Genomic DNA, 16202 nt, shown 5'->3' on the forward strand with positions numbered 1-16202 from the left:
ATCGCCAAAAACGCCACCCCCCTCAGGGCCTAAGCGCGAACCCGCCAGGGTTTGTCGCCCGTCTAAGCGCGAACCCGCCAGGGTTCGTCGCCCGTAGTGCTTAAACGCGAACTCACCACGGTTCGTCCTTAAACGCGGACGGCTCAGCCTTGGTCATCAATATGCGTTGCGAACCGGTTACGATTCGTCGCCAGACGTGAACCCGTCAGGGCTCGTCATCCAGATGCAAACCCGTCAGGGTTCGTCGTCCAGTATATAATCAAAGTAGTCATCCGGGTCGGCCAGATCGGTCTCCTTGGCCTTCACACGGCCCCGGATTGAAATGCCGGCATCGTGCACAGTCTCGGCGCTCCCCGAAACAAGCCTGTGCCACCAGTAGAGATCATGTCCCTCGGCAATAAGCCGGTAGGCGCAGGTCTTTGGCAGCCAGGTGATGGTGCGCACATTCTGCGGCGTCAGGCCGACGCAATCGGGCACCCGCGCCAGGCGGTTGGCATAGTCGGAGCAACGGCAGTTCTGCGCGTCGAACAGCCTGCAGCCGACGCTTGTCCAGAAGATCTCGCCCGTATCCTCGTCCTCGAGCTTCGACAGGCAACATTTGCCGCAGCCGTCGCAAAGCGATTCCCATTCGGCCGGGGTCATCGCCTCAAGCGTCTTGGTTTTCCAGAACGGTGCGGTCATTTTGCTGGATTTGGCCCTCCGCGGCCTTCCGGTCAAGCGCTGCTGTGACGCTGACCCCGTATCAACATTAGAAAAACACGAAATTGCCTTCAAAACGCCGGTCGGACATCCTTGGCTGGCGCCAATGCCTGACGGAACCAATTGCGGTTGATGAAAGTTTGGGCAGGGATGGGACCCCACTAGGAGAAAATTGATATGAAACGCCAACCACGGATTCTGGCGGGCACGGCAATCGGCCTGCTGATGGCATCCGCGCCGTTGGGCGCGTACCCGCTGCAGGGGGGTGTCGCTTCGGGCAGCCTGCATGGCGCGCCACTCATTCTCGCGCAGGCCGCCTGCGCCGAAGGCCAGTCGGCCGAGGAATGCGCCCAAGCCGGCAGCGGCCAGCAGGGGGAACAGCCGCGCAAAAAGAAGCGCGACCAGCAGCAGCAAAGCGAATCGGCGCCGGCAGCCGAACAGGCCGCGCCTGCCGAGACCGAGCAGAAACCGCGCAAGAAACGGCAAGACCAGCAACAGATGGATAATGGTCAGTCCGGGGAAGCCGCGCCCGCCGAGCAGCAATTCAAGCCGCGTAAGAAGCGCGATCAGCAGCAGCAGACCGAGGCCGCGCCCGCCGACCAGGGCGGCCAGCCCGCGACCGACGAGCAGCCGATCAAGCCGCGCAAGAAGCGCGATCAGCAGCAGCAGATCGAGGCGGCCCCCGCCGATCAGGGCGGCCAGCCTGCGACCGACGAGCAGCAGCCGCGCAAGAAGAAGCGCAACCAGCAACAGATCGAATCGGCGCCGGCTGAACAGCCCGCGCAGCAGATCGCGCCCGCCGCGAACGACCAGCAACAGGGCGACCAGCAGCAAGGCAACCAGGGCCGCAAGAAGCGCAAGCACGATCAACAGCAGAGCGAACCGGCCGGGCAGGCCGGCGAGCAGGCTGCGCCGACCGAACAGACCGCCCCTGCCAATGATAACCAGCAGGGCGGCAACCAGTTCAAGAAGAAGCACAAGCAGAACCAGCAGAACGAGACCGCTCCGGCAGGACAGACACCGACCGAGCAGACCCAGAAGACCGCGCCGGCAGGCGAACCCGTGCAGCAGGCGCAACCGTTGCAGAATGGCGAGCAGCCGGCTCAGGGCGAACAGACCCTGGACAAGAAGAAGCGCGGCAAGAAGCCGACTGCCGAACAGCCGGCAAATGGTGAACAGCCCGCAACCGGCGAGCAGCCTGCAATTGGCGAGCAACCAAAGACCGGCGAGCAAACAAAGACTGGCCGTAAGCCCCTCACCGGCGAGCAGCAACCTGCCACCGGCGAACAGCCAGCCACCGGCAACCAGCCCGCCAACAATAACCAACCGGCCGCCGGCGGCAACGCCGCGCAGGGCGAAACCGCCAACCCGAACGAGGCTCCGGTTCTGGATAGCCAGAAAGATGCCGTGCGCAAGCACCGGGGCCGCAACGACAACGGCCAGAACGGCGGTGCCCAGACCGGTGGCGCTCAAACCGAAAATGGCCAGTCCGGCAATGGCCAGAACGCCAATCAGGCCGGACAGCAGCAGGGTGGCGAGCAGGCGCAGCAGCCTGCCCCGGTCGATCAGGGCCCGCCGCCCACCGACGACAAGACGGCGCAGCAGGCGATCCAGCCTGAAAAGATCGCTCCTGTGACCGAGGAAAAGGGCAAGCGCGTCGAACTCACGCCGCAGGACGTTGTCCGCGAGCGCCGGCGGCCGCAGGGTGCTGACGTGGTCAAGCAACTCGGAGACCGCGTGATCCTCCAGTTCAACAACCAGACATTCGTGGAAAGCAACGAGGCACCTCGCATTACGCGCGGCGCCAGAGACGTCTACTACGAGGATCTTTCGGGCGGCCGAACCCGTGAAATCGTGGAGCGCGACAACGGCGTCAGGATCGTCACCATCCGCAACCGAAACGGCGATGTCGTCAGGCGTTCGCGCATCATGCCGGACGGCCGCGAATATGTGCTGAGCTATGTCGACGAGCGTTATTACAATGACGTCGACGAGTGGCGCGATCCTGGTGACGACCTGCCGCCGATGCGGCTCGACATACCCCGCCGGGACTACATCCTCGATTCCGAGGACGTCCAGAGTGACGACGACTACTACACCTTCCTCGAGCAGCCGCCGGTGGAGAGGGTGCAGCGTCTATACTCGATCGACGAGGTGAAGCGGTCGGCCCGCGTGCGCGATATCGCCCGGCGTATCGACCTCGACACGCTGAACTTCGACTTCGGCTCGGCCACCATCTCCGACACCGAGGTGCAGAAGCTCGATGGCGTCGCCAACGCGATCGAAAAACTGCTCAAGAAGAACCCGGCCGAGACCTTCCTGATCGAAGGCCACACCGACGCCGTCGGCACGCCGGAGGCAAACCTCGCCCTCTCGGACCGCCGCGCCGAGGCGGTCGCCGAGGCATTGACCAATGCCTTTGGCATCCCGGCCGAGAACCTCACCACGCAAGGCTATGGCGAGGAATACCTCAAGGTGAACACACCCGGCCCGAACCGGGAGAACCGTCGTGTCGCGATCCGCCGCATCACCTCGTTGGTGGCGCCGGTGGCGAGCAACAGCGAGCAGTGATGCACGTTTGATTTCAAAAGCTTGATTGGATTTTTGGAATCAGCGCGAAAAGCCAAGGCCCGTCCCTCACAGGACGGGCCTTTTGCTGTCCGGCTCAAGAAGATTTGTTCCGGTTATCCCGCTAACTCATTGAATTGCCGCATTACGACACCCAAATTTTCTTCAGGGCGTTCCCTGCCCTGTCCCGACTCCAGCGGGACACACTGAGCCCCGCCGGGCCCCTCCCCGGCGGGGTTTTTTGTCTTGAAAACGGGGGCTACCTGACCGAAATACGGCCCAGAGCAATTCCAGGAAAAGTGTGAGCGGTTTTCCGTTCGGAATTGCGTAAAAACAAAAGAGATAGAGCGGTTCGCCGTTTCCGTGAAACGGTGAACCGCTCTATCGCAATTTGACCGGAACCCTTTATGAAGCGTCTCGAACTCGCCATCGAATCCGTCATCCTGGCCTCGCGCTGGCTGCTGGTGGTCTTCTATCTCGGGCTCGGCGTGGCGCTGGCGACCTACGCGCTGTCTTTTGGCAAGAAGCTCTATGAGTTCATCATGAGCGCCTTCACGCTCGGCGACACCGACACGATCCTGAAGATGCTGGGGCTGATCGACGCCGCACTTGTCGCCTCGCTGGTGGTGATGGTCATCATCTCGGGCTACGAGAATTTCGTCAGCCGTTTCGACGAGCAGGACGGCGAGGTCCATTGGCTGGGAACGATCGATGTCGGCTCGCTGAAGGTCAAGGTCGCCTCGACCATTGTCGCGATCTCGTCCATCCACCTTTTGCAGGTGTTCCTCAACCACGCTTCCTACACGAGCGATCAGCTCATGTGGCTGACCGTCATGCATCTGGCCTTCGTCTTCTCGGCGCTTATGCTCGCCTATATCGACCGGGTGATGGCGTTGGCGAAGGGCAAGAAGGCCGAGGCGGAATAGATCCGCTCCTTTCAGTAGATGGTCCTGATGTTGGTGTCGGTCCTCGCAAACACTTCGTCCGGTACGAAGAAATCGCCGGCCAGTTGCCCCTTGGCGCCGGGCGCATAGATCGAAAAGTCCGTGACGCCTTCGGCACGCAGCACCTCTTCATCGATATAGAAATTGCCGGTCGCCTCGCGCGATGGGCGCAGGAAGATCGCGTGCGCGGCATCGGCCATTATGTCGGGCGAGCGGCTCATCGCCGCGACCGTGGCGCCACCCAGCAAATTGCGCACGGCGGCCGTGTCGATGGTCGAGATCGGCCATAGCGAATTGACGGCAATGCCGTCCTTGGCAAACTCGGCGCTCATGCCAAGCGTGCACATCGACATGCCGAACTTGGCCATCGTGTAGGCGACGTGGTTCTTGAACCACTTGGCCTTCATGTCGAGCGGCGGCGCCAGATTCAGGATGTGAGGATTCTTTGCCAACTTAAGGTGGGGAATGCACATTTTGGAGACCAGGAAGGTGCCGCGCGTGTTGATCTGGTGCATCAGATCGTAGCGCTTCATGTCGGTCTCCAGCGTGCCGGTGAGCTGAATGGCGCTGGCATTGTTGACGCAGATGTCGATGCCGCCGAACCGTTCGACCGTCTTGGCCACCGCCTCGGCGACCTGCGCCTCGTCGCGAATGTCGCAAAGCACCGGCAGCGCCTTGCCGCCGGCCTGTTCGATCTCCTCGGCCGCGCTGTAGATCGTGCCCGGCAGCTTCGGATGCGGCTCGGCGGTCTTGGCCGCGATCGTCACATTGGCGCCGTCGCGCGCCGCGCGCAGCGCGATCGCCAGCCCGATGCCGCGCGATCCGCCCGAGATGAATAGCGTCTTTCCGCTGAGCGACATCCTTCGCCTCCTCCTCAATGTGCAGGCAAATTGCGCGGCGTACGGCCGTGGCGCAAGACCCAAGGAGCCAATCGGAGATTACGCTGCGTCGTGCGGGAGAGGCCTAGACGAGCACGAGCCCTTGCCGCATGGCGATTGCTATGGCGTCTGTCCGGTTGGCGGCACCGAGTTTGATCAGGATGGCGGCGACGTGGAACTTTGCCGTGTGGACGGAAATGTTGAGCCGCCGGGCGATGACCTTGTTCGGCGCACCTTCGGCCAACAGCGCCAGCACTTCGGCCTCCCGCGGCGACAGAGCCGGGCGAGGCTGGTTGTCGTCAGGCGTCTCTTCCCCGGCAAGCTCGTCATCATGGAAATCGTCATGCAGGACCTTGGACGGCGGCGCCTTGCCGACGCGGTAGCCTGAGGCCGCCAATCGCGCCGCGGCGGCGATCAGCAGGCCATCTGCGGAGGTGGGCAGCACGGCCAGCACATTGTCCGCCACCCGCTCGCTGCCCACACGCCTAGAAAGCAGGACTATGGGCGTGGCCGAACTGACGACCCGGCTTTCGAGGCCAGCCTCATCGGCGATGGCGACATCCGCCATCTGGCCGACGCCGCTTCCGGCCAATGCGGGCGCCAGATCGTCGCTCGCGGCCAGCGCATCGGCAAGCTGCTCGGCCCGCTGGGCATCGGCGAGCGCGACAAGCACCGTCAGCCGGTGGCTTGCCGGCTCTGGTCTCGCGATCGTTTGTGCTGCGCTGCTTGCCATCGGCCCTCTCAGCTCAGCGGCTTCTCGCCGATGGTGATCGACACGTCGCGCTCAGCGCCGCCGCTCGAAACGCCGAGCGTCACGGTGGTGCCGGCGCTGTCCGGTCCGAGCTTGCGGATCAGCTCGCGCGGGCCATGTACCGCCTCGCCGTTCCAGGCGACGACGATGTCGCCGACATGCAGGCCGGCGGCCTTGGCCGGGCCGTTATCGTCGAGGCTCATCACCATGGCGCCTTTCGTGTCGCCGTTGCGGATCGGATGCAGCCCGGCGCCGAGATAGCCGCGCGCGACATGGCCCTTCTCGCGCAGCGTCGCGACAGCACGCTCGATGGTCTCGTAAGGCATGACCAGCGCGCGCCGGCGCGGCCCGAACAGAAGCATGCCGATCAGGCCGCCCTTGGCGTCGAGCACCGGCCCGCCCTCGAAGCGCCCGCCGGTGTTGATGGCGAGGTTGATGCGCCGGTCGATCGTGCCGCCGCGCATCGAGCGCCAAGCCGGCCCGACCTCGCCGACCGTGCCGAACACCGCAAGCGCGGCGCCATCACTGTTGCCGGCGGCGATCGCGATATGGCCGGGCCGCACGGCGCCGGCCTGAGCCAGCTGCGGCAAACCGGCAGTGGCGGAAGCCGGCTTCAGCAGGGCTACGCCCGTTGAGGGATCGCGGCCGACAAGCTCTGCCTTCATGGCTTCACCGGAGGCCAGCGTCAATTCGATCTCCTCGCCGGCTTCAACCGCTTCCTCGGCGGTGACGAAGAAGCCGTCGCTCCAATGGAAGGCGCTCGCGGTGCGGTGGTGGTGCGTGACGAAGCTCGCCACTGCCGGAGCAGCAGCCGCCGCGACATCGGCGATCGCGTCGGAAAAGGCACTGAGGTTGAAGTCGCTCATAAGACTGTCTCCTGGGTTCGGTGACCCAGATATCGCTCCGGAACGCCGACGGGGGTACTCGCCTGACGGCTAGTCGCCTGCCGGACTGGCCATATGGTCAGGTCGCGGCAATCGCGACCGCTCCGCACATATAGTCATCATTTTCGCCAGATCACACGGGAGCCCGCCGATGGCCTTCGCCGCCGAAAAACTCCAATCCGACGACGCTCTGCTCGATGCCTATTCGTCTAGTGTCGCCGACGCCGTCGACCGCATCGGACCGGCGGTCTGCCGCATCGAGCGCATCGGCGCCGGCGGTCACGGCTCCGGCTTTGTCATCGCGCAGGATGGGCTGGTCGTCACCAATTTCCATGTCGTCGGCGATGCGCGCGCCGTGCGCGTGACGATGCCGGACGGCGCTTCGCGCGAAGGCCAGGTGCTCGGCCGCGATCCCGACACCGACATCGCGCTCGTTCGTGCCGACGGCAGCTTCGCCGACATCGCGCCGCTCGGCGATTCCAAGCGCCTGCGCCGCGGCCAGATCGCGATCGCGATCGGCAATCCGCTCGGCTTCGAATGGACCGTCACCGCCGGCGTCGTCTCCGCGCTCGGCCGCTCGATGCGCGCTTCGACCGGCCGGCTGATCGACGACGTCATCCAGACCGATGCCGCGCTCAATCCCGGCAATTCGGGCGGACCGCTGGTGTCGTCTGCCGGCGAGGTGATCGGCGTCAACACTGCCATGATCCATGGCGCGCAGGGCATCGCCTTTGCGGTCGCCTCCAACACCGCCAACTTCGTCATCTCGGAAATCATCCGCTTCGGCCGCGTGCGCCGCGCCTTCATCGGCGTCTCCGCCGACACGACCAACCTGCCGCGCCGGGCGGCACTCCTGTCGCAGGTGACCACGAACACGGCGGTGCGCCTGCGCAGCGTCGAGAAGAACGGTCCCGCGGCAAAGGCCGGCCTGAAGGAAGGCGACATCATCGCGGCAATAGACGGCCGGCCGGTGACCGGCGTCGACGACCTCGTGCGCATGCTCGACGCCGAGCGTATCGGTCGCGAGACGCTGTGCACGGTCGTGCGCCGCACCGGCGTCAGCCAGGTGGTGGTGACGCCGGTGGCGCGGACGAACTGAGAACCCTCGCGCGGCTCAGTTGCCGGCCGCACCTTCCGCGTACTGCGCTAAAAATTCCTCGCTTGGCGCAATCGGCTTGATGACGTCGATCAGCACGCCGTTGGGATCCCTGGTGATGAAATGGCGCTGGCCGAAGGGCTCGTCGCGGAGCGTGCGCAGGATCGGCAGGCCCGCGGCAACAACCCGCTCATAGACAGCGTCGGGATCGCGCACCTCGAAATTGATCAGCAGGCCGGATGCGCGACCCCGCCCCTCCTCCGGGATTGTCTCATGGTCGCCCTGGACGATGCCGAGATTGACGCGCCTGTCCTCGCTGGAGCGCAGATGGACATACCAGTCGCTCTCGAACAGCGGCTCGAAGCGGAAATGCTCGACATAGAAATCCGCGGTGCCTGCGACATCGCCGGTCATCAGCACTGGATAATAGCTTGTCGCCTTCATCTTTCTTTCTCCCCTCATCCAACATACAGTCTGTATGTAAGTTTAAATAACATACAGGCTGCATGTATGCAACAAGGATCCGGACGTCGCTCCAACCGCGACCGCACCGAGGCGACGCGCGCCGATCTGATCCGCGCGGCGCGAAAGCTGTTTACGGAAAAATCCTATGCCGAGACCGGCACGCCGGAGATCGTCGCCGAGGCCGGTGTCACGCGCGGCGCGCTCTACCATCACTTCGCCGACAAGCAGGCGCTGTTCGCGGCGGTCGTCGAACAGGAGGCGGCGGCCGTGGCGGCGGAGATCGATCAAGCCTCCCCGCCCTCGCTCTCCGCGCGCGACGCGCTGATCGCCGGATCGGATGCCTATCTGGCTGCAATGCGCGCGCCCGGCCGCACGCGGCTTCTGCTGCTCGACGGGCCGGCGGTGCTCGGACGCGCGGCCATGGACGAGATCGACAACCGCTACGGCAACCGCTCGCTGCGCGAAGGCTTGGTCGCCGCAATGCGCGCGCAGGCGATGACCAGATTGCCGGCCGAGGCGCTGACCGCGCTGCTGGCGGCCGCCTTCGACCGGGCGGCTTTGGCCATCGAGGCCGGCGCGTCCGCCGCGGATTACCGCGCGGTGCTGATCGCGCTCATGGACGGCTTGTCTCCGGCCCCTCCTCGGTCCACACGCCCGGCTCCATCTCGTTGAAGCAGCCGAGTTGCCGCTTGAACTCGTCGATCAGCCAGGATGCCGCCGGCTTAGGGCTGCGGTCGGCCCGGTGCATGGCATAGAGCGGCGAGCGCACCTCGCGATAGGGCTCGAGATCGAGTTCGACCAGCCGGCCGCTGGCAAGGTCGTCGGCGATCAGCCAGCGCGGAAGGCCGCCCCAGCCAAGGCCTTCGCGCATCAGCGCATGCTTGGTGCGCACATCCGTCAATCGCCAGGTCCGATAGGCAAACACGCCATAGTCGCGCCCACGCGTCCGCTCCGATTGGTCGGTGACGACGAGCTGGATATGCTCGCGCAGGTCCTCGACGGCCACCGGCTTCGGCAGCTTGGCCAAGGGATGGTCCGGCGCCGCGGCCGGCACCAGCGAGATGAAGCCGATGCGCAGCAGATTGACGTCGGCATCGCCTTGCAAGCCGCCGAAGCCAAGATCCGACTGGCCGCTGACGACCTGGTCGATGATCAGGCCGAGCGAGCCGATATAAAGCCGCAGCGTCACCGCCGGGAACTGGGCTTCGAAGGCCTTGAGCACGCGCACCAGCGCGGGTGAAGGCAGCGCCACGTCGACCGAAACCGCCACCTCCGCCTCCAGCCCTTGCCGGTAACCGTCGGCGCGCGAACGGATACGCTGTAGCACGCCGATCATGCGCCGCGCATCCTCCAGCATCGCCTTGCCGACATCGGTCAGTTGCGGCTCGCGCACACCTTCGCGTTCGAACAGTTTCAGGCCGAGCTGTGCTTCGAGATTGGCGATGCCGTAGCTCACCACCGACTGCGCCCGGTTGAGCTTGCGGCCCGCGGCCGAGAAGCTGCCGGTATCGGCCACCGCCACCAGGATTTGGAGCTGATCCAATGTCGGGTTCGGCTGCATGCATATCATCCATTTTATTGATGGATTGTATACATATTATACCAGTTATCCTGATAGTGCGGCAATCCCATATTGGCGGGGAAAGTTCAATCCAACCCCAAGGGGACACCGCCATGTCTATTCTTCTCGTTACGTCCAGCCCGCGCGGCGACGCTTCGCACTCGACCCGCGTCGCCACCGATCTTGCCCGGAAGCTCGTTGCCGCCGATCCGTCGAACACGCTCGTCGTGCGCGATCTGGTCGCCAATCCGCTGCCGCATATCGATCCTGATTACGCCACCGGCATCTATACGCCCGCCGAGGCCCGCACCGCGCGCCAGGCCGAGGTCGTCGGCGTTTCCGACGCCGTGCTCGACGAGCTTTTCGCCGCCGACACCGTGATCCTCGCCACCGGCTTCATTAACTTCAACATCTCCTCGACGTTGAAATCGTGGGTCGACCACGTCGCCCGCTCGGGCAAGAGCTTTGCTTATGGCGAAGGCGGTCCGAAGGGCCTCGTCAACGGCAAGAAGGTCTATATCGTGCTCGCTTCCGGCGGCATCTATTCGGAAGGCGCCGCAGTGCAGATGGACCATGCGGTCCCCTACCTGCGCAGCGTGCTCGGCTTCCTCGGCATGACCGACGTAGAAGTCATCCGCGTCGAGGGCGTCGGCATGGGCGCTGACGCCGTCACCGCAGCCCTTGCCAAGGCCACCGCCAAGGTCGACGCGATCGCGGCCGCCACCGCCGACCACGCCGCCGTCGCGGCCTGACCGCCAACGCCGGAAAATGAGATAGGCAGGCGCCCACCAGCGCCTGCCTCTTTTTGCGTCTGGTCTTTCTATTGCCCTTCCTAAAGTGGGGAGCACCACGGGCGGATGGCGGTCCTCGCGCAGGATCAGTCCCAGGCTGTCATCCAGCGCCAGCTTCATGGCGCCGAGCGCGGTTCCGACATCTTCCAGCATGCTGACGGCGATCGGCGTCGGCGCAATAAAAAAGCTGGAACGACTTTTTCTCCCCGCTGGTCCTGATCACGTCCGACAATTTGAAGACACTGCCGCAAGGGCTGACCGTGTTCGTCGGCGAATTCACCACCGACTGGGGGGTGCTGTTCACCGGGCTGACACTGGCGGCGCTGCCGATTACGCTGCTCTACATCGTGCTGTCGAAGCAGTTCATCTCCGGCATCACGCAAGGCGCCGTCAAATAGGCGGGCCGTCAAACAAGACGCGGTCACAGCGAGTCAGGGCATCAAATGGCGAACCAGAACAAGATCATCATCACCTGCGCGGTAACGGGTTCGATCCACACCCCGTCAATGTCGCCGCATCTGCCGGTGACGGCCGAGGAGATCGCGACCGCGGCCATCGAGGCGGCCGAGGCGGGTGCGGCGATCGTCCACCTCCATGCCCGTAATCCGGTCGACGGACGCCCCGACCAGTCGACCGAGGCCTTCGCGCCTTTCCTGCAGGTCATCAAGCAGCGCTCCAATTGCGTCGTCAACATCACCACCGGGGGTGCCGCGACGATGAGCGTGGAGGAACGCGTCAGGCCGGCGAAGGTGTTCGCTCCGGAAGTCGCGTCGCTCAACATGGGGTCGATGAATTTCGCGCTGTTCCCGATGCTGGAGCGCTTCAAGACCTTTGAGCATGATTGGGAGCGGCCCTATCTTGAATCCTCGCGCGACCGCATCTTCCGCAACACCTTTGGCGACATCGAGCACATTTTGCGCACCTGCGCCGACAACGGTACGCGCTTCGAGATCGAGTGCTACGACATCGGCCATCTCTACACGCTGGCGCATTTTGTCGACCAGGGCCTGGTCAAGGCGCCGTTCTTCGTCCAGAGCGTGTTCGGCATCCTCGGCGGCATCGGCACGCATCCGGAAGACGTCGCGCATATGAAGCGCACGGCCGACCGCCTGTTCGGCAACGACTACCACTGGTCGGTGCTGGGCGCCGGCCGCCATCAATTGCCGATCGCCACGCAGGCTATCGCGCTGGGCGGCAATGTGCGGGTCGGCCTCGAGGACTCGCTGTGGATCGGCAAGGGCAAGCTCGCCCGCTCCAGCGCCGAGCAGGTGACCAAGGTGCGCCAGATCATCGAAGGCCTCGGCGCCTCGATCGCCACGCCCGACGAGGCGCGCCAGATCCTGCAGCTCAAGGGCGGCGACAAGGTCGCGTTCTGAGCGAGGAGAAGCTGGCCAGCGCGGCCGAAGCCTGCGCCGCTAGCCGAACATCCGCTCGCCCTGCTCGTCGACCAGTTGGATGCCCTTCTTGATCGATATGTCGACGGCGTCGTCCAGTCCGGCGAAGCGGTCGGCGCGGATGAAGCGGTGCTCTTTCATCACGCCGTCCACTTCCTTCGAGACGACGCCGCAGGTCTGGTACTGGCCTTCGGCCTTGTAGGGCGTCGCGCTGATCAGGAATCCCTTGTGTTCGACCTGCTTGGCCGGCTTGGTGGAACCGGTCTCCGTCGCCTCGCTACTGCCGCCGCCAAAAAGCTTTTTCAGAAAAGACATTTTTCAAAACTCCCATTCACGCGGGCGCCCGAGGATTCACGGCGCCCCTGTTCATTCGGACTTTGTCTCAGCATGCGCGAATGCGCCGCCGTGTTCCAGCCCCTTGACGAAAACGCCAACCAGGAGCTCGATCTGATGCCAGATCTCCTCGGCCTGCCTGCTGTTCGAATTCGCCACATAGCCGCTGGTCACGATGCCATGCACGCTTGACCACAAGGTTCGGGCAGCAAGCGCCCGGCGATCATCGTCGAGGTCGAAATCGCCTGCCTTGAGCACGCCGGCGACGATGTCGAAAAGAGCGTCCAGCAGCGCGTCATAGGCATCCGGGCCGGGTTGCGTCGCGCGGCGGCGGTTGAAGGCAAGCACCGCCGGCCAACTGCCGGGATGCGCCTCGACGAAACGCACATAGGCGGCGGCCATCGCCAGGATGCGGTGCCGGACATCAGTCACCCCTTGCCTTTCGAGATCGGCCATCGCTGCGATACCTGTCGCGCCGAGCCGGTCGAGCAGCCGCATGTTGACCGCGCGATGCACCTCGTCGAGATCGGCGAACAGGTTGTAGACGGATCCGACCGAGATACCGGCCTGCTCGGCGATGGTGCGCGCCTTCAGGTTGTCGGCGCCGCCCTCGTTGAGCAGCGCCTCGGCAATGGCGAGCACCTTCTCGCTCATCTCTTCCTTGTCCAGCGCCATGCTCTTTCCTGTCCTTATGTCCGGAGCCGGCAAGCCCCGGTCCCGGATTCATTCCCGCGTTTACCATGTCCGGCACCTCATGAACAGCGTTCAAAATAGTTCTTGAACAATGTTCATTTCATGTTATGTTGCCTTCGTGAACATTGTTCACAACAACAGGGAGAAGACCATGCTTAGCCTGATCAAGACATTGCTGGACGGCGCCAGCGCACGGGCCGAGGACAATCTGAAAGACCGCTTCGCCATCGACCTCCTGGCCCAGCGCATCCGCGACGCGGAGGCGGGCCTCGCCGCCGCCAAGCAGACGCTCGCCTCGCTGATCGTGCGCCAGCGCTCCGAGCAGACCAGCCTCGACCAGCTCGACCGCCGCATCGCCGACCTGGAGACCCGCACGCTCAGCGCGCTTTCGGCCAACAACCAGGCGCTTGCCGAAGGCGGCGCTTCAGCGATCGCCGAGCTCGAGAACGAGCGCGAGGTCCGCCGCGCCACCGTCAAGAGCCTCGGCGAGAAGACCTTGCGGATGCGTCTGTCCGTAGAGCAGGCGCATCGCCGCATCATCAATCTCAACCAGGGCATGATTTCCGCCAGGGCGATCGATGCCGAACGCAAGGCGCAGTCGCGCCTCAACCGCTCGATCGGCCGCACCGCCAGCATCAACGAGGCGGAGGACCTGCTCGCCCGCATCAAGGACAGCTCCGACCCGTTCGAGGAGGCCGGTATCCTCGACGAGATCGACGGCGAGCTGCGCCATGAGGCGATCCGCGAGCGCCTCGCCGAAGCGGGCCACGGACCGGCCACCAAGGTGCGCGCCGAGCACGTCCTGGCACGCCTGAAATCGCTGAACTGAACCCGTAATTTCCCCAGACAGATCAAATCAGATCAAACCGAAGGAACGCTACGATGAACGGCAATCAGACCTACATCCTGTTCAACACCGTGTCGGTGGGCGCCGCCTATTTCATGCTCGGCCTGTCGCTGTGGCTGGCGCCGGTCGACCTCTCGACCAAGGGCTACTGGGCGATGGGCGTGCTCTTGCTCACCGGCAGCCTGGTGAACCTGGTCAAGTACCGCACCGACGAGCGGATCGCGGCCGAGACCACCGCCAAGATCGAGAAGGCGCGCAACGAGAAGCTGATCAGCGAATATGTCGGCAAGGAATAATCCCCTGCCCGATCTCTGACTGAATGCAAGAGGCCCGGATCACTCCGGGCTTCTTGGCTTTCCAAATCAAATGCCTTAGAGCAATTCCAGGAAAGGTGTGAGCGGTTTTCCGTCCGGAATTGCGTAAAAACAAAGGGATAGAGCGGTTCGCCGTTTCCGTGAAACGGTGAAACGCTCTAGCGGCGCGACAGCGCCTCGATCGCCTCGGCGGCGTCTTCGAGGATGCTGATTGCCTCGGCCTGCTTGTCTTCCGGCGCGTCGGCGATGTCGCCGAGCGCGGCGCGCAGCCGATGGCGCAGCGCCCGGAACCGGTCGCGCGTTTCCGAACGGCCGCGGCGCCCCTCGTCCTTGTCATCGCCCCAGCCGAACCACTCGCGCGCCGCGGCCATCTTGCGGCCGAAACGCTCGAGATGCTCGAGCACGCTGTCGATCATCTCGCGGTTCTCCTCGAGATGCGCCTTGCCGGCCTCGGTGATCGAAAACACCTTCTTGTTGCCTTCGCTGGACGATACCGCGTAGCCCGCCTCCTCCAGGAAGGTCAGGGTCGGATAGACCACGCCCGGGCTCGGGCTATAGATGCCGCTGGTGCGCTCTTCCAAGGCCTTGATGATGTCGTAGCCGTGGCGCGGCGCATCGGCCAGCAGCGACAGCGTGATCAGCTTGAGATCGCCGTCGGCCAGCACGCGCCCGGCGCGGAACATGTCGCCCGGGCCGCCGCGTCCGCCGCCCCTGCCGCCATGGCCGAAGGGGCCGAAGCCGCCGCCACCGCGGCCACCGAATTTGCCGGCCATATGCATGAACATGCGCTCGCCGAAGTGGTTGTGTCTGTGCATGGATTGCTCCCTGAGTTATATCTTACGATACATCGTAAGTAAGGCGCACCTTTCGCGGAGTCAAGATATATCTTACGATGTATCGCAGGCTGCACCAAGACCCGTCGCATGTCGCGGTGATGCGAGAGGCGAAGCCGCCTACCAACGGCCCTTGCGCCGATTCCAGGCGTAGAGAAGGTCCGCGAAACGGTTATAGGCAAAGCGCGTGAGCGGCAGCGCGACGGGGTTGCCGAACAAGCTCGCCAGCCATCCCTCGCCCGGCGTGATCCGCCACACCGCGATCGCCACGTCGGCGCCGACCAGCAGCCGTCCGCCGGCATCGGTCGCGTGCAGCCGCCGGCGAATATCCTCGAGCGAGGCGCCAAAGGCGGAGAGCGCCTCAGGTTCGAAATTGATGTCGCGGAATTCCACGCGGCCGGCCTTGACCGCTTCGACCAGCCGCCGCCTCTGGTGGTTGATGCCGGCATCGCACACCGGACAGCGTGTGTTGTACCAGACGGTGAGCAAAGGCTTCGGCATGGCGCGACTATCGGGAATGCGGCGCGGCTTCGCAACAGCCACGCCGATCCCTAAAGCATGTCTCCCGAAAGTGGTCCCGGTTTCGGGACAAAGACATGCTTAAGATCAAAGACTTAAAGCAGGTTGCGTGAATCCTTTTTCACGCGACCTGCTTTAAGTCGCCTTACCCAAGCGAGCTGATGATCTCGCGATAGGCGAATTCCGGGAATGCCTTCATCGTCCGCGTCTTGACGTTGCCGCCCGACGACAACAGCAGCGCGAAGCGGGCGAGCACCGCATCGTCCGGGGCTTCGACGATGGCGACCATGTCGAATTCGCCCATGGTCAGGTAGAACGATTTGAACGAGCCTCCCATTTCCCCCAGCAGCTTCTTGGCGGCATCGAGCCGTTTGGGCGACTCCCGCACATTCTTGGCGCCCAGTTCGGTCCAGTTGATAAGCACGATGTAGGTTGTCATGGCACACCTCCCTCCGGGGCCACGGTGCGGGCGCCTGGCCATTGACGGCTGGCGTCGGGCGGGCATCCGGCTTGTCGCCCATAAATGCATCCGACCCCGAATTATCCTCCTGTCCAGCGAACCCGGCAAGGCGGCAGGCCGGAAATACAAAAAGGGCGCCGTGGCGCCCTTTCGATTTTCGTATGGATGCGTT

The 16202-nt window shown here is 64.2% G+C and carries 21 protein-coding genes; 10 read left to right on the forward strand and 11 right to left on the reverse strand.

Annotated elements, in window-relative coordinates; translation table 11 throughout:
• Positions 1–234 precede the first annotated feature (234 nt).
• Entirely contained in the window at positions 235–681 is a 447-nt protein-coding gene (locus AC0YKC_RS28870; RefSeq protein ID WP_434723626.1) for a YcgN family cysteine cluster protein, read from the reverse strand.
• Between the two features lie 195 nt (positions 682–876).
• On the opposite strand from AC0YKC_RS28870, the gene AC0YKC_RS28875 reads away from it, so the two are divergent.
• Positions 877–3270: an OmpA family protein gene (locus tag AC0YKC_RS28875; RefSeq protein WP_488513540.1), complete on the forward strand. Its 2394-nt coding sequence runs from the start codon at positions 877–879 to the stop codon at positions 3268–3270.
• A gap of 404 nt (positions 3271–3674) precedes the next feature.
• Entirely contained in the window at positions 3675–4193 is a 519-nt protein-coding gene (locus tag AC0YKC_RS28880; RefSeq protein WP_320293508.1) for a TIGR00645 family protein, read from the forward strand.
• An 11-nt stretch (positions 4194–4204) separates the two neighbouring features.
• Here AC0YKC_RS28880 and AC0YKC_RS28885 read toward each other — a convergent pair whose 3' ends face one another.
• The 3 genes from AC0YKC_RS28885 to AC0YKC_RS28895 all read right to left on the reverse strand — a co-directional run bounded on the left by AC0YKC_RS28885 (position 4205) and on the right by AC0YKC_RS28895 (position 6706).
• Positions 4205–5071 (reverse strand): SDR family oxidoreductase, encoded by an 867-nt coding sequence (locus AC0YKC_RS28885; protein WP_488513541.1) that lies wholly within the window; start codon positions 5069–5071, stop codon positions 4205–4207.
• A 103-nt stretch (positions 5072–5174) separates the two neighbouring features.
• Complete coding sequence (locus tag AC0YKC_RS28890) at positions 5175–5822, reverse strand: helix-turn-helix transcriptional regulator (RefSeq protein WP_320293506.1); 648 nt, start codon at positions 5820–5822, stop codon at positions 5175–5177.
• A gap of 8 nt (positions 5823–5830) precedes the next feature.
• Complete coding sequence (locus AC0YKC_RS28895; protein WP_320293505.1) at positions 5831–6706, reverse strand: S1C family serine protease; 876 nt, start codon at positions 6704–6706, stop codon at positions 5831–5833.
• A 169-nt stretch (positions 6707–6875) separates the two neighbouring features.
• On the opposite strand from AC0YKC_RS28895, the gene AC0YKC_RS28900 reads away from it, so the two are divergent.
• Positions 6876–7823 (forward strand): S1C family serine protease, encoded by a 948-nt coding sequence (locus tag AC0YKC_RS28900; protein ID WP_488513542.1) that lies wholly within the window; start codon positions 6876–6878, stop codon positions 7821–7823.
• 15 nt (positions 7824–7838) lie between these two features.
• Here the strand turns inward: AC0YKC_RS28900 and AC0YKC_RS28905 are convergent, their stop codons facing one another.
• Entirely contained in the window at positions 7839–8264 is a 426-nt protein-coding gene (locus tag AC0YKC_RS28905; protein ID WP_488513543.1) for a VOC family protein, read from the reverse strand.
• Positions 8265–8330: 66 nt separating this feature from the next.
• On the opposite strand from AC0YKC_RS28905, the gene AC0YKC_RS28910 reads away from it, so the two are divergent.
• A complete protein-coding gene (locus tag AC0YKC_RS28910) occupies positions 8331–8957 on the forward strand; it encodes a TetR/AcrR family transcriptional regulator (RefSeq protein ID WP_488513544.1) in 627 nt (208 codons plus the stop codon).
• Here the strand turns inward: AC0YKC_RS28910 and AC0YKC_RS28915 are convergent.
• Positions 8899–9846, reverse strand: a complete 948-nt coding sequence (locus AC0YKC_RS28915) for a LysR family transcriptional regulator (RefSeq protein WP_320293501.1) — start codon at positions 9844–9846, stop codon at positions 8899–8901. The genes AC0YKC_RS28910 and AC0YKC_RS28915 overlap by 59 nt on opposite strands.
• A gap of 113 nt (positions 9847–9959) precedes the next feature.
• Here AC0YKC_RS28915 and AC0YKC_RS28920 point away from each other — a divergent pair, with 113 nt between their 5' ends.
• The 4 genes from AC0YKC_RS28920 to kce all read left to right on the forward strand — a co-directional run bounded on the left by AC0YKC_RS28920 (position 9960) and on the right by kce (position 12013).
• On the forward strand, positions 9960–10598 hold the full coding sequence (locus tag AC0YKC_RS28920; protein WP_488513545.1) for an FMN-dependent NADH-azoreductase: 639 nt from the start codon (positions 9960–9962) through the stop codon (positions 10596–10598).
• Positions 10599–10703: 105 nt separating this feature from the next.
• On the forward strand, positions 10704–10856 hold the full coding sequence (locus AC0YKC_RS28925; protein WP_488513546.1) for a hypothetical protein: 153 nt from the start codon (positions 10704–10706) through the stop codon (positions 10854–10856).
• A gap of 14 nt (positions 10857–10870) precedes the next feature.
• The gene (locus AC0YKC_RS28930) at positions 10871–11035 is read left to right on the forward strand and encodes a hypothetical protein (protein WP_488513547.1); all 165 of its coding nucleotides are present in this window, start codon (positions 10871–10873) and stop codon (positions 11033–11035) included.
• 45 nt (positions 11036–11080) lie between these two features.
• On the forward strand, positions 11081–12013 hold the full coding sequence (kce, locus tag AC0YKC_RS28935) for a 3,5-dioxohexanoate:acetyl-CoA acetone transferase (RefSeq protein ID WP_320293498.1): 933 nt from the start codon (positions 11081–11083) through the stop codon (positions 12011–12013).
• 39 nt (positions 12014–12052) lie between these two features.
• On the opposite strand, the gene AC0YKC_RS28940 is transcribed toward kce, so the two are convergent.
• Together AC0YKC_RS28940 and AC0YKC_RS28945 are read right to left on the reverse strand one after the other, a co-directional pair.
• Positions 12053–12346 carry an HlyU family transcriptional regulator gene (locus tag AC0YKC_RS28940; RefSeq protein ID WP_434723637.1) on the reverse strand — a complete coding sequence of 98 codons (294 nt, stop codon included), beginning with the start codon at positions 12344–12346 and terminating at the stop codon, positions 12053–12055.
• 51 nt (positions 12347–12397) lie between these two features.
• On the reverse strand, positions 12398–13039 hold the full coding sequence (locus AC0YKC_RS28945; RefSeq protein ID WP_488513548.1) for a TetR/AcrR family transcriptional regulator: 642 nt from the start codon (positions 13037–13039) through the stop codon (positions 12398–12400).
• Between the two features lie 169 nt (positions 13040–13208).
• On the opposite strand from AC0YKC_RS28945, the gene AC0YKC_RS28950 reads away from it, so the two are divergent.
• Positions 13209–13886: a PspA/IM30 family protein gene (locus AC0YKC_RS28950; protein ID WP_488513549.1), complete on the forward strand. Its 678-nt coding sequence runs from the start codon at positions 13209–13211 to the stop codon at positions 13884–13886.
• Between the two features lie 53 nt (positions 13887–13939).
• Positions 13940–14200 (forward strand): YiaA/YiaB family inner membrane protein, encoded by a 261-nt coding sequence (locus AC0YKC_RS28955; protein ID WP_040996673.1) that lies wholly within the window; start codon positions 13940–13942, stop codon positions 14198–14200.
• Between the two features lie 176 nt (positions 14201–14376).
• Here the strand turns inward: AC0YKC_RS28955 and AC0YKC_RS28960 are convergent, their stop codons facing one another.
• The 3 genes from AC0YKC_RS28960 to AC0YKC_RS28970 all read right to left on the reverse strand — a co-directional run bounded on the left by AC0YKC_RS28960 (position 14377) and on the right by AC0YKC_RS28970 (position 16009).
• Positions 14377–15033: a PadR family transcriptional regulator gene (locus AC0YKC_RS28960; protein ID WP_488513550.1), complete on the reverse strand. Its 657-nt coding sequence runs from the start codon at positions 15031–15033 to the stop codon at positions 14377–14379.
• Positions 15034–15171: 138 nt separating this feature from the next.
• Positions 15172–15552, reverse strand: a complete 381-nt coding sequence (locus AC0YKC_RS28965) for a thiol-disulfide oxidoreductase DCC family protein (RefSeq protein ID WP_488513570.1) — start codon at positions 15550–15552, stop codon at positions 15172–15174.
• A gap of 163 nt (positions 15553–15715) precedes the next feature.
• On the reverse strand, positions 15716–16009 hold the full coding sequence (locus AC0YKC_RS28970) for a GYD domain-containing protein (RefSeq protein WP_320293493.1): 294 nt from the start codon (positions 16007–16009) through the stop codon (positions 15716–15718).
• Between the last annotated feature and the right edge of the window lie 193 nt (positions 16010–16202).

The organism is Mesorhizobium sp. CNPSo 4661, from assembly GCF_057784215.1.

Coding starts and splice junctions, on each gene's coding strand:
- AC0YKC_RS28870 (WP_434723626.1), bottom strand. CDS start 681: ATGACCGCACCGTTCTGGAAAACCAAGACGCTTGAGGCGATGACCCCG.
- AC0YKC_RS28875 (WP_488513540.1), top strand. CDS start 877: ATGAAACGCCAACCACGGATTCTGGCGGGCACGGCAATCGGCCTGCTG.
- AC0YKC_RS28880 (WP_320293508.1), top strand. CDS start 3,675: ATGAAGCGTCTCGAACTCGCCATCGAATCCGTCATCCTGGCCTCGCGC.
- AC0YKC_RS28885 (WP_488513541.1), bottom strand. CDS start 5,071: ATGTCGCTCAGCGGAAAGACGCTATTCATCTCGGGCGGATCGCGCGGC.
- AC0YKC_RS28890 (WP_320293506.1), bottom strand. CDS start 5,822: ATGGCAAGCAGCGCAGCACAAACGATCGCGAGACCAGAGCCGGCAAGC.
- AC0YKC_RS28895 (WP_320293505.1), bottom strand. CDS start 6,706: ATGAGCGACTTCAACCTCAGTGCCTTTTCCGACGCGATCGCCGATGTC.
- AC0YKC_RS28900 (WP_488513542.1), top strand. CDS start 6,876: ATGGCCTTCGCCGCCGAAAAACTCCAATCCGACGACGCTCTGCTCGAT.
- AC0YKC_RS28905 (WP_488513543.1), bottom strand. CDS start 8,264: ATGAAGGCGACAAGCTATTATCCAGTGCTGATGACCGGCGATGTCGCA.
- AC0YKC_RS28910 (WP_488513544.1), top strand. CDS start 8,331: ATGCAACAAGGATCCGGACGTCGCTCCAACCGCGACCGCACCGAGGCG.
- AC0YKC_RS28915 (WP_320293501.1), bottom strand. CDS start 9,846: ATGCAGCCGAACCCGACATTGGATCAGCTCCAAATCCTGGTGGCGGTG.
- AC0YKC_RS28920 (WP_488513545.1), top strand. CDS start 9,960: ATGTCTATTCTTCTCGTTACGTCCAGCCCGCGCGGCGACGCTTCGCAC.
- AC0YKC_RS28925 (WP_488513546.1), top strand. CDS start 10,704: ATGGCGGTCCTCGCGCAGGATCAGTCCCAGGCTGTCATCCAGCGCCAG.
- kce (WP_320293498.1), top strand. CDS start 11,081: ATGGCGAACCAGAACAAGATCATCATCACCTGCGCGGTAACGGGTTCG.
- AC0YKC_RS28940 (WP_434723637.1), bottom strand. CDS start 12,346: ATGTCTTTTCTGAAAAAGCTTTTTGGCGGCGGCAGTAGCGAGGCGACG.
- AC0YKC_RS28945 (WP_488513548.1), bottom strand. CDS start 13,039: ATGGCGCTGGACAAGGAAGAGATGAGCGAGAAGGTGCTCGCCATTGCC.
- AC0YKC_RS28950 (WP_488513549.1), top strand. CDS start 13,209: ATGCTTAGCCTGATCAAGACATTGCTGGACGGCGCCAGCGCACGGGCC.
- AC0YKC_RS28955 (WP_040996673.1), top strand. CDS start 13,940: ATGAACGGCAATCAGACCTACATCCTGTTCAACACCGTGTCGGTGGGC.
- AC0YKC_RS28960 (WP_488513550.1), bottom strand. CDS start 15,033: ATGCACAGACACAACCACTTCGGCGAGCGCATGTTCATGCATATGGCC.
- AC0YKC_RS28965 (WP_488513570.1), bottom strand. CDS start 15,552: ATGCCGAAGCCTTTGCTCACCGTCTGGTACAACACACGCTGTCCGGTG.
- AC0YKC_RS28970 (WP_320293493.1), bottom strand. CDS start 16,009: ATGACAACCTACATCGTGCTTATCAACTGGACCGAACTGGGCGCCAAG.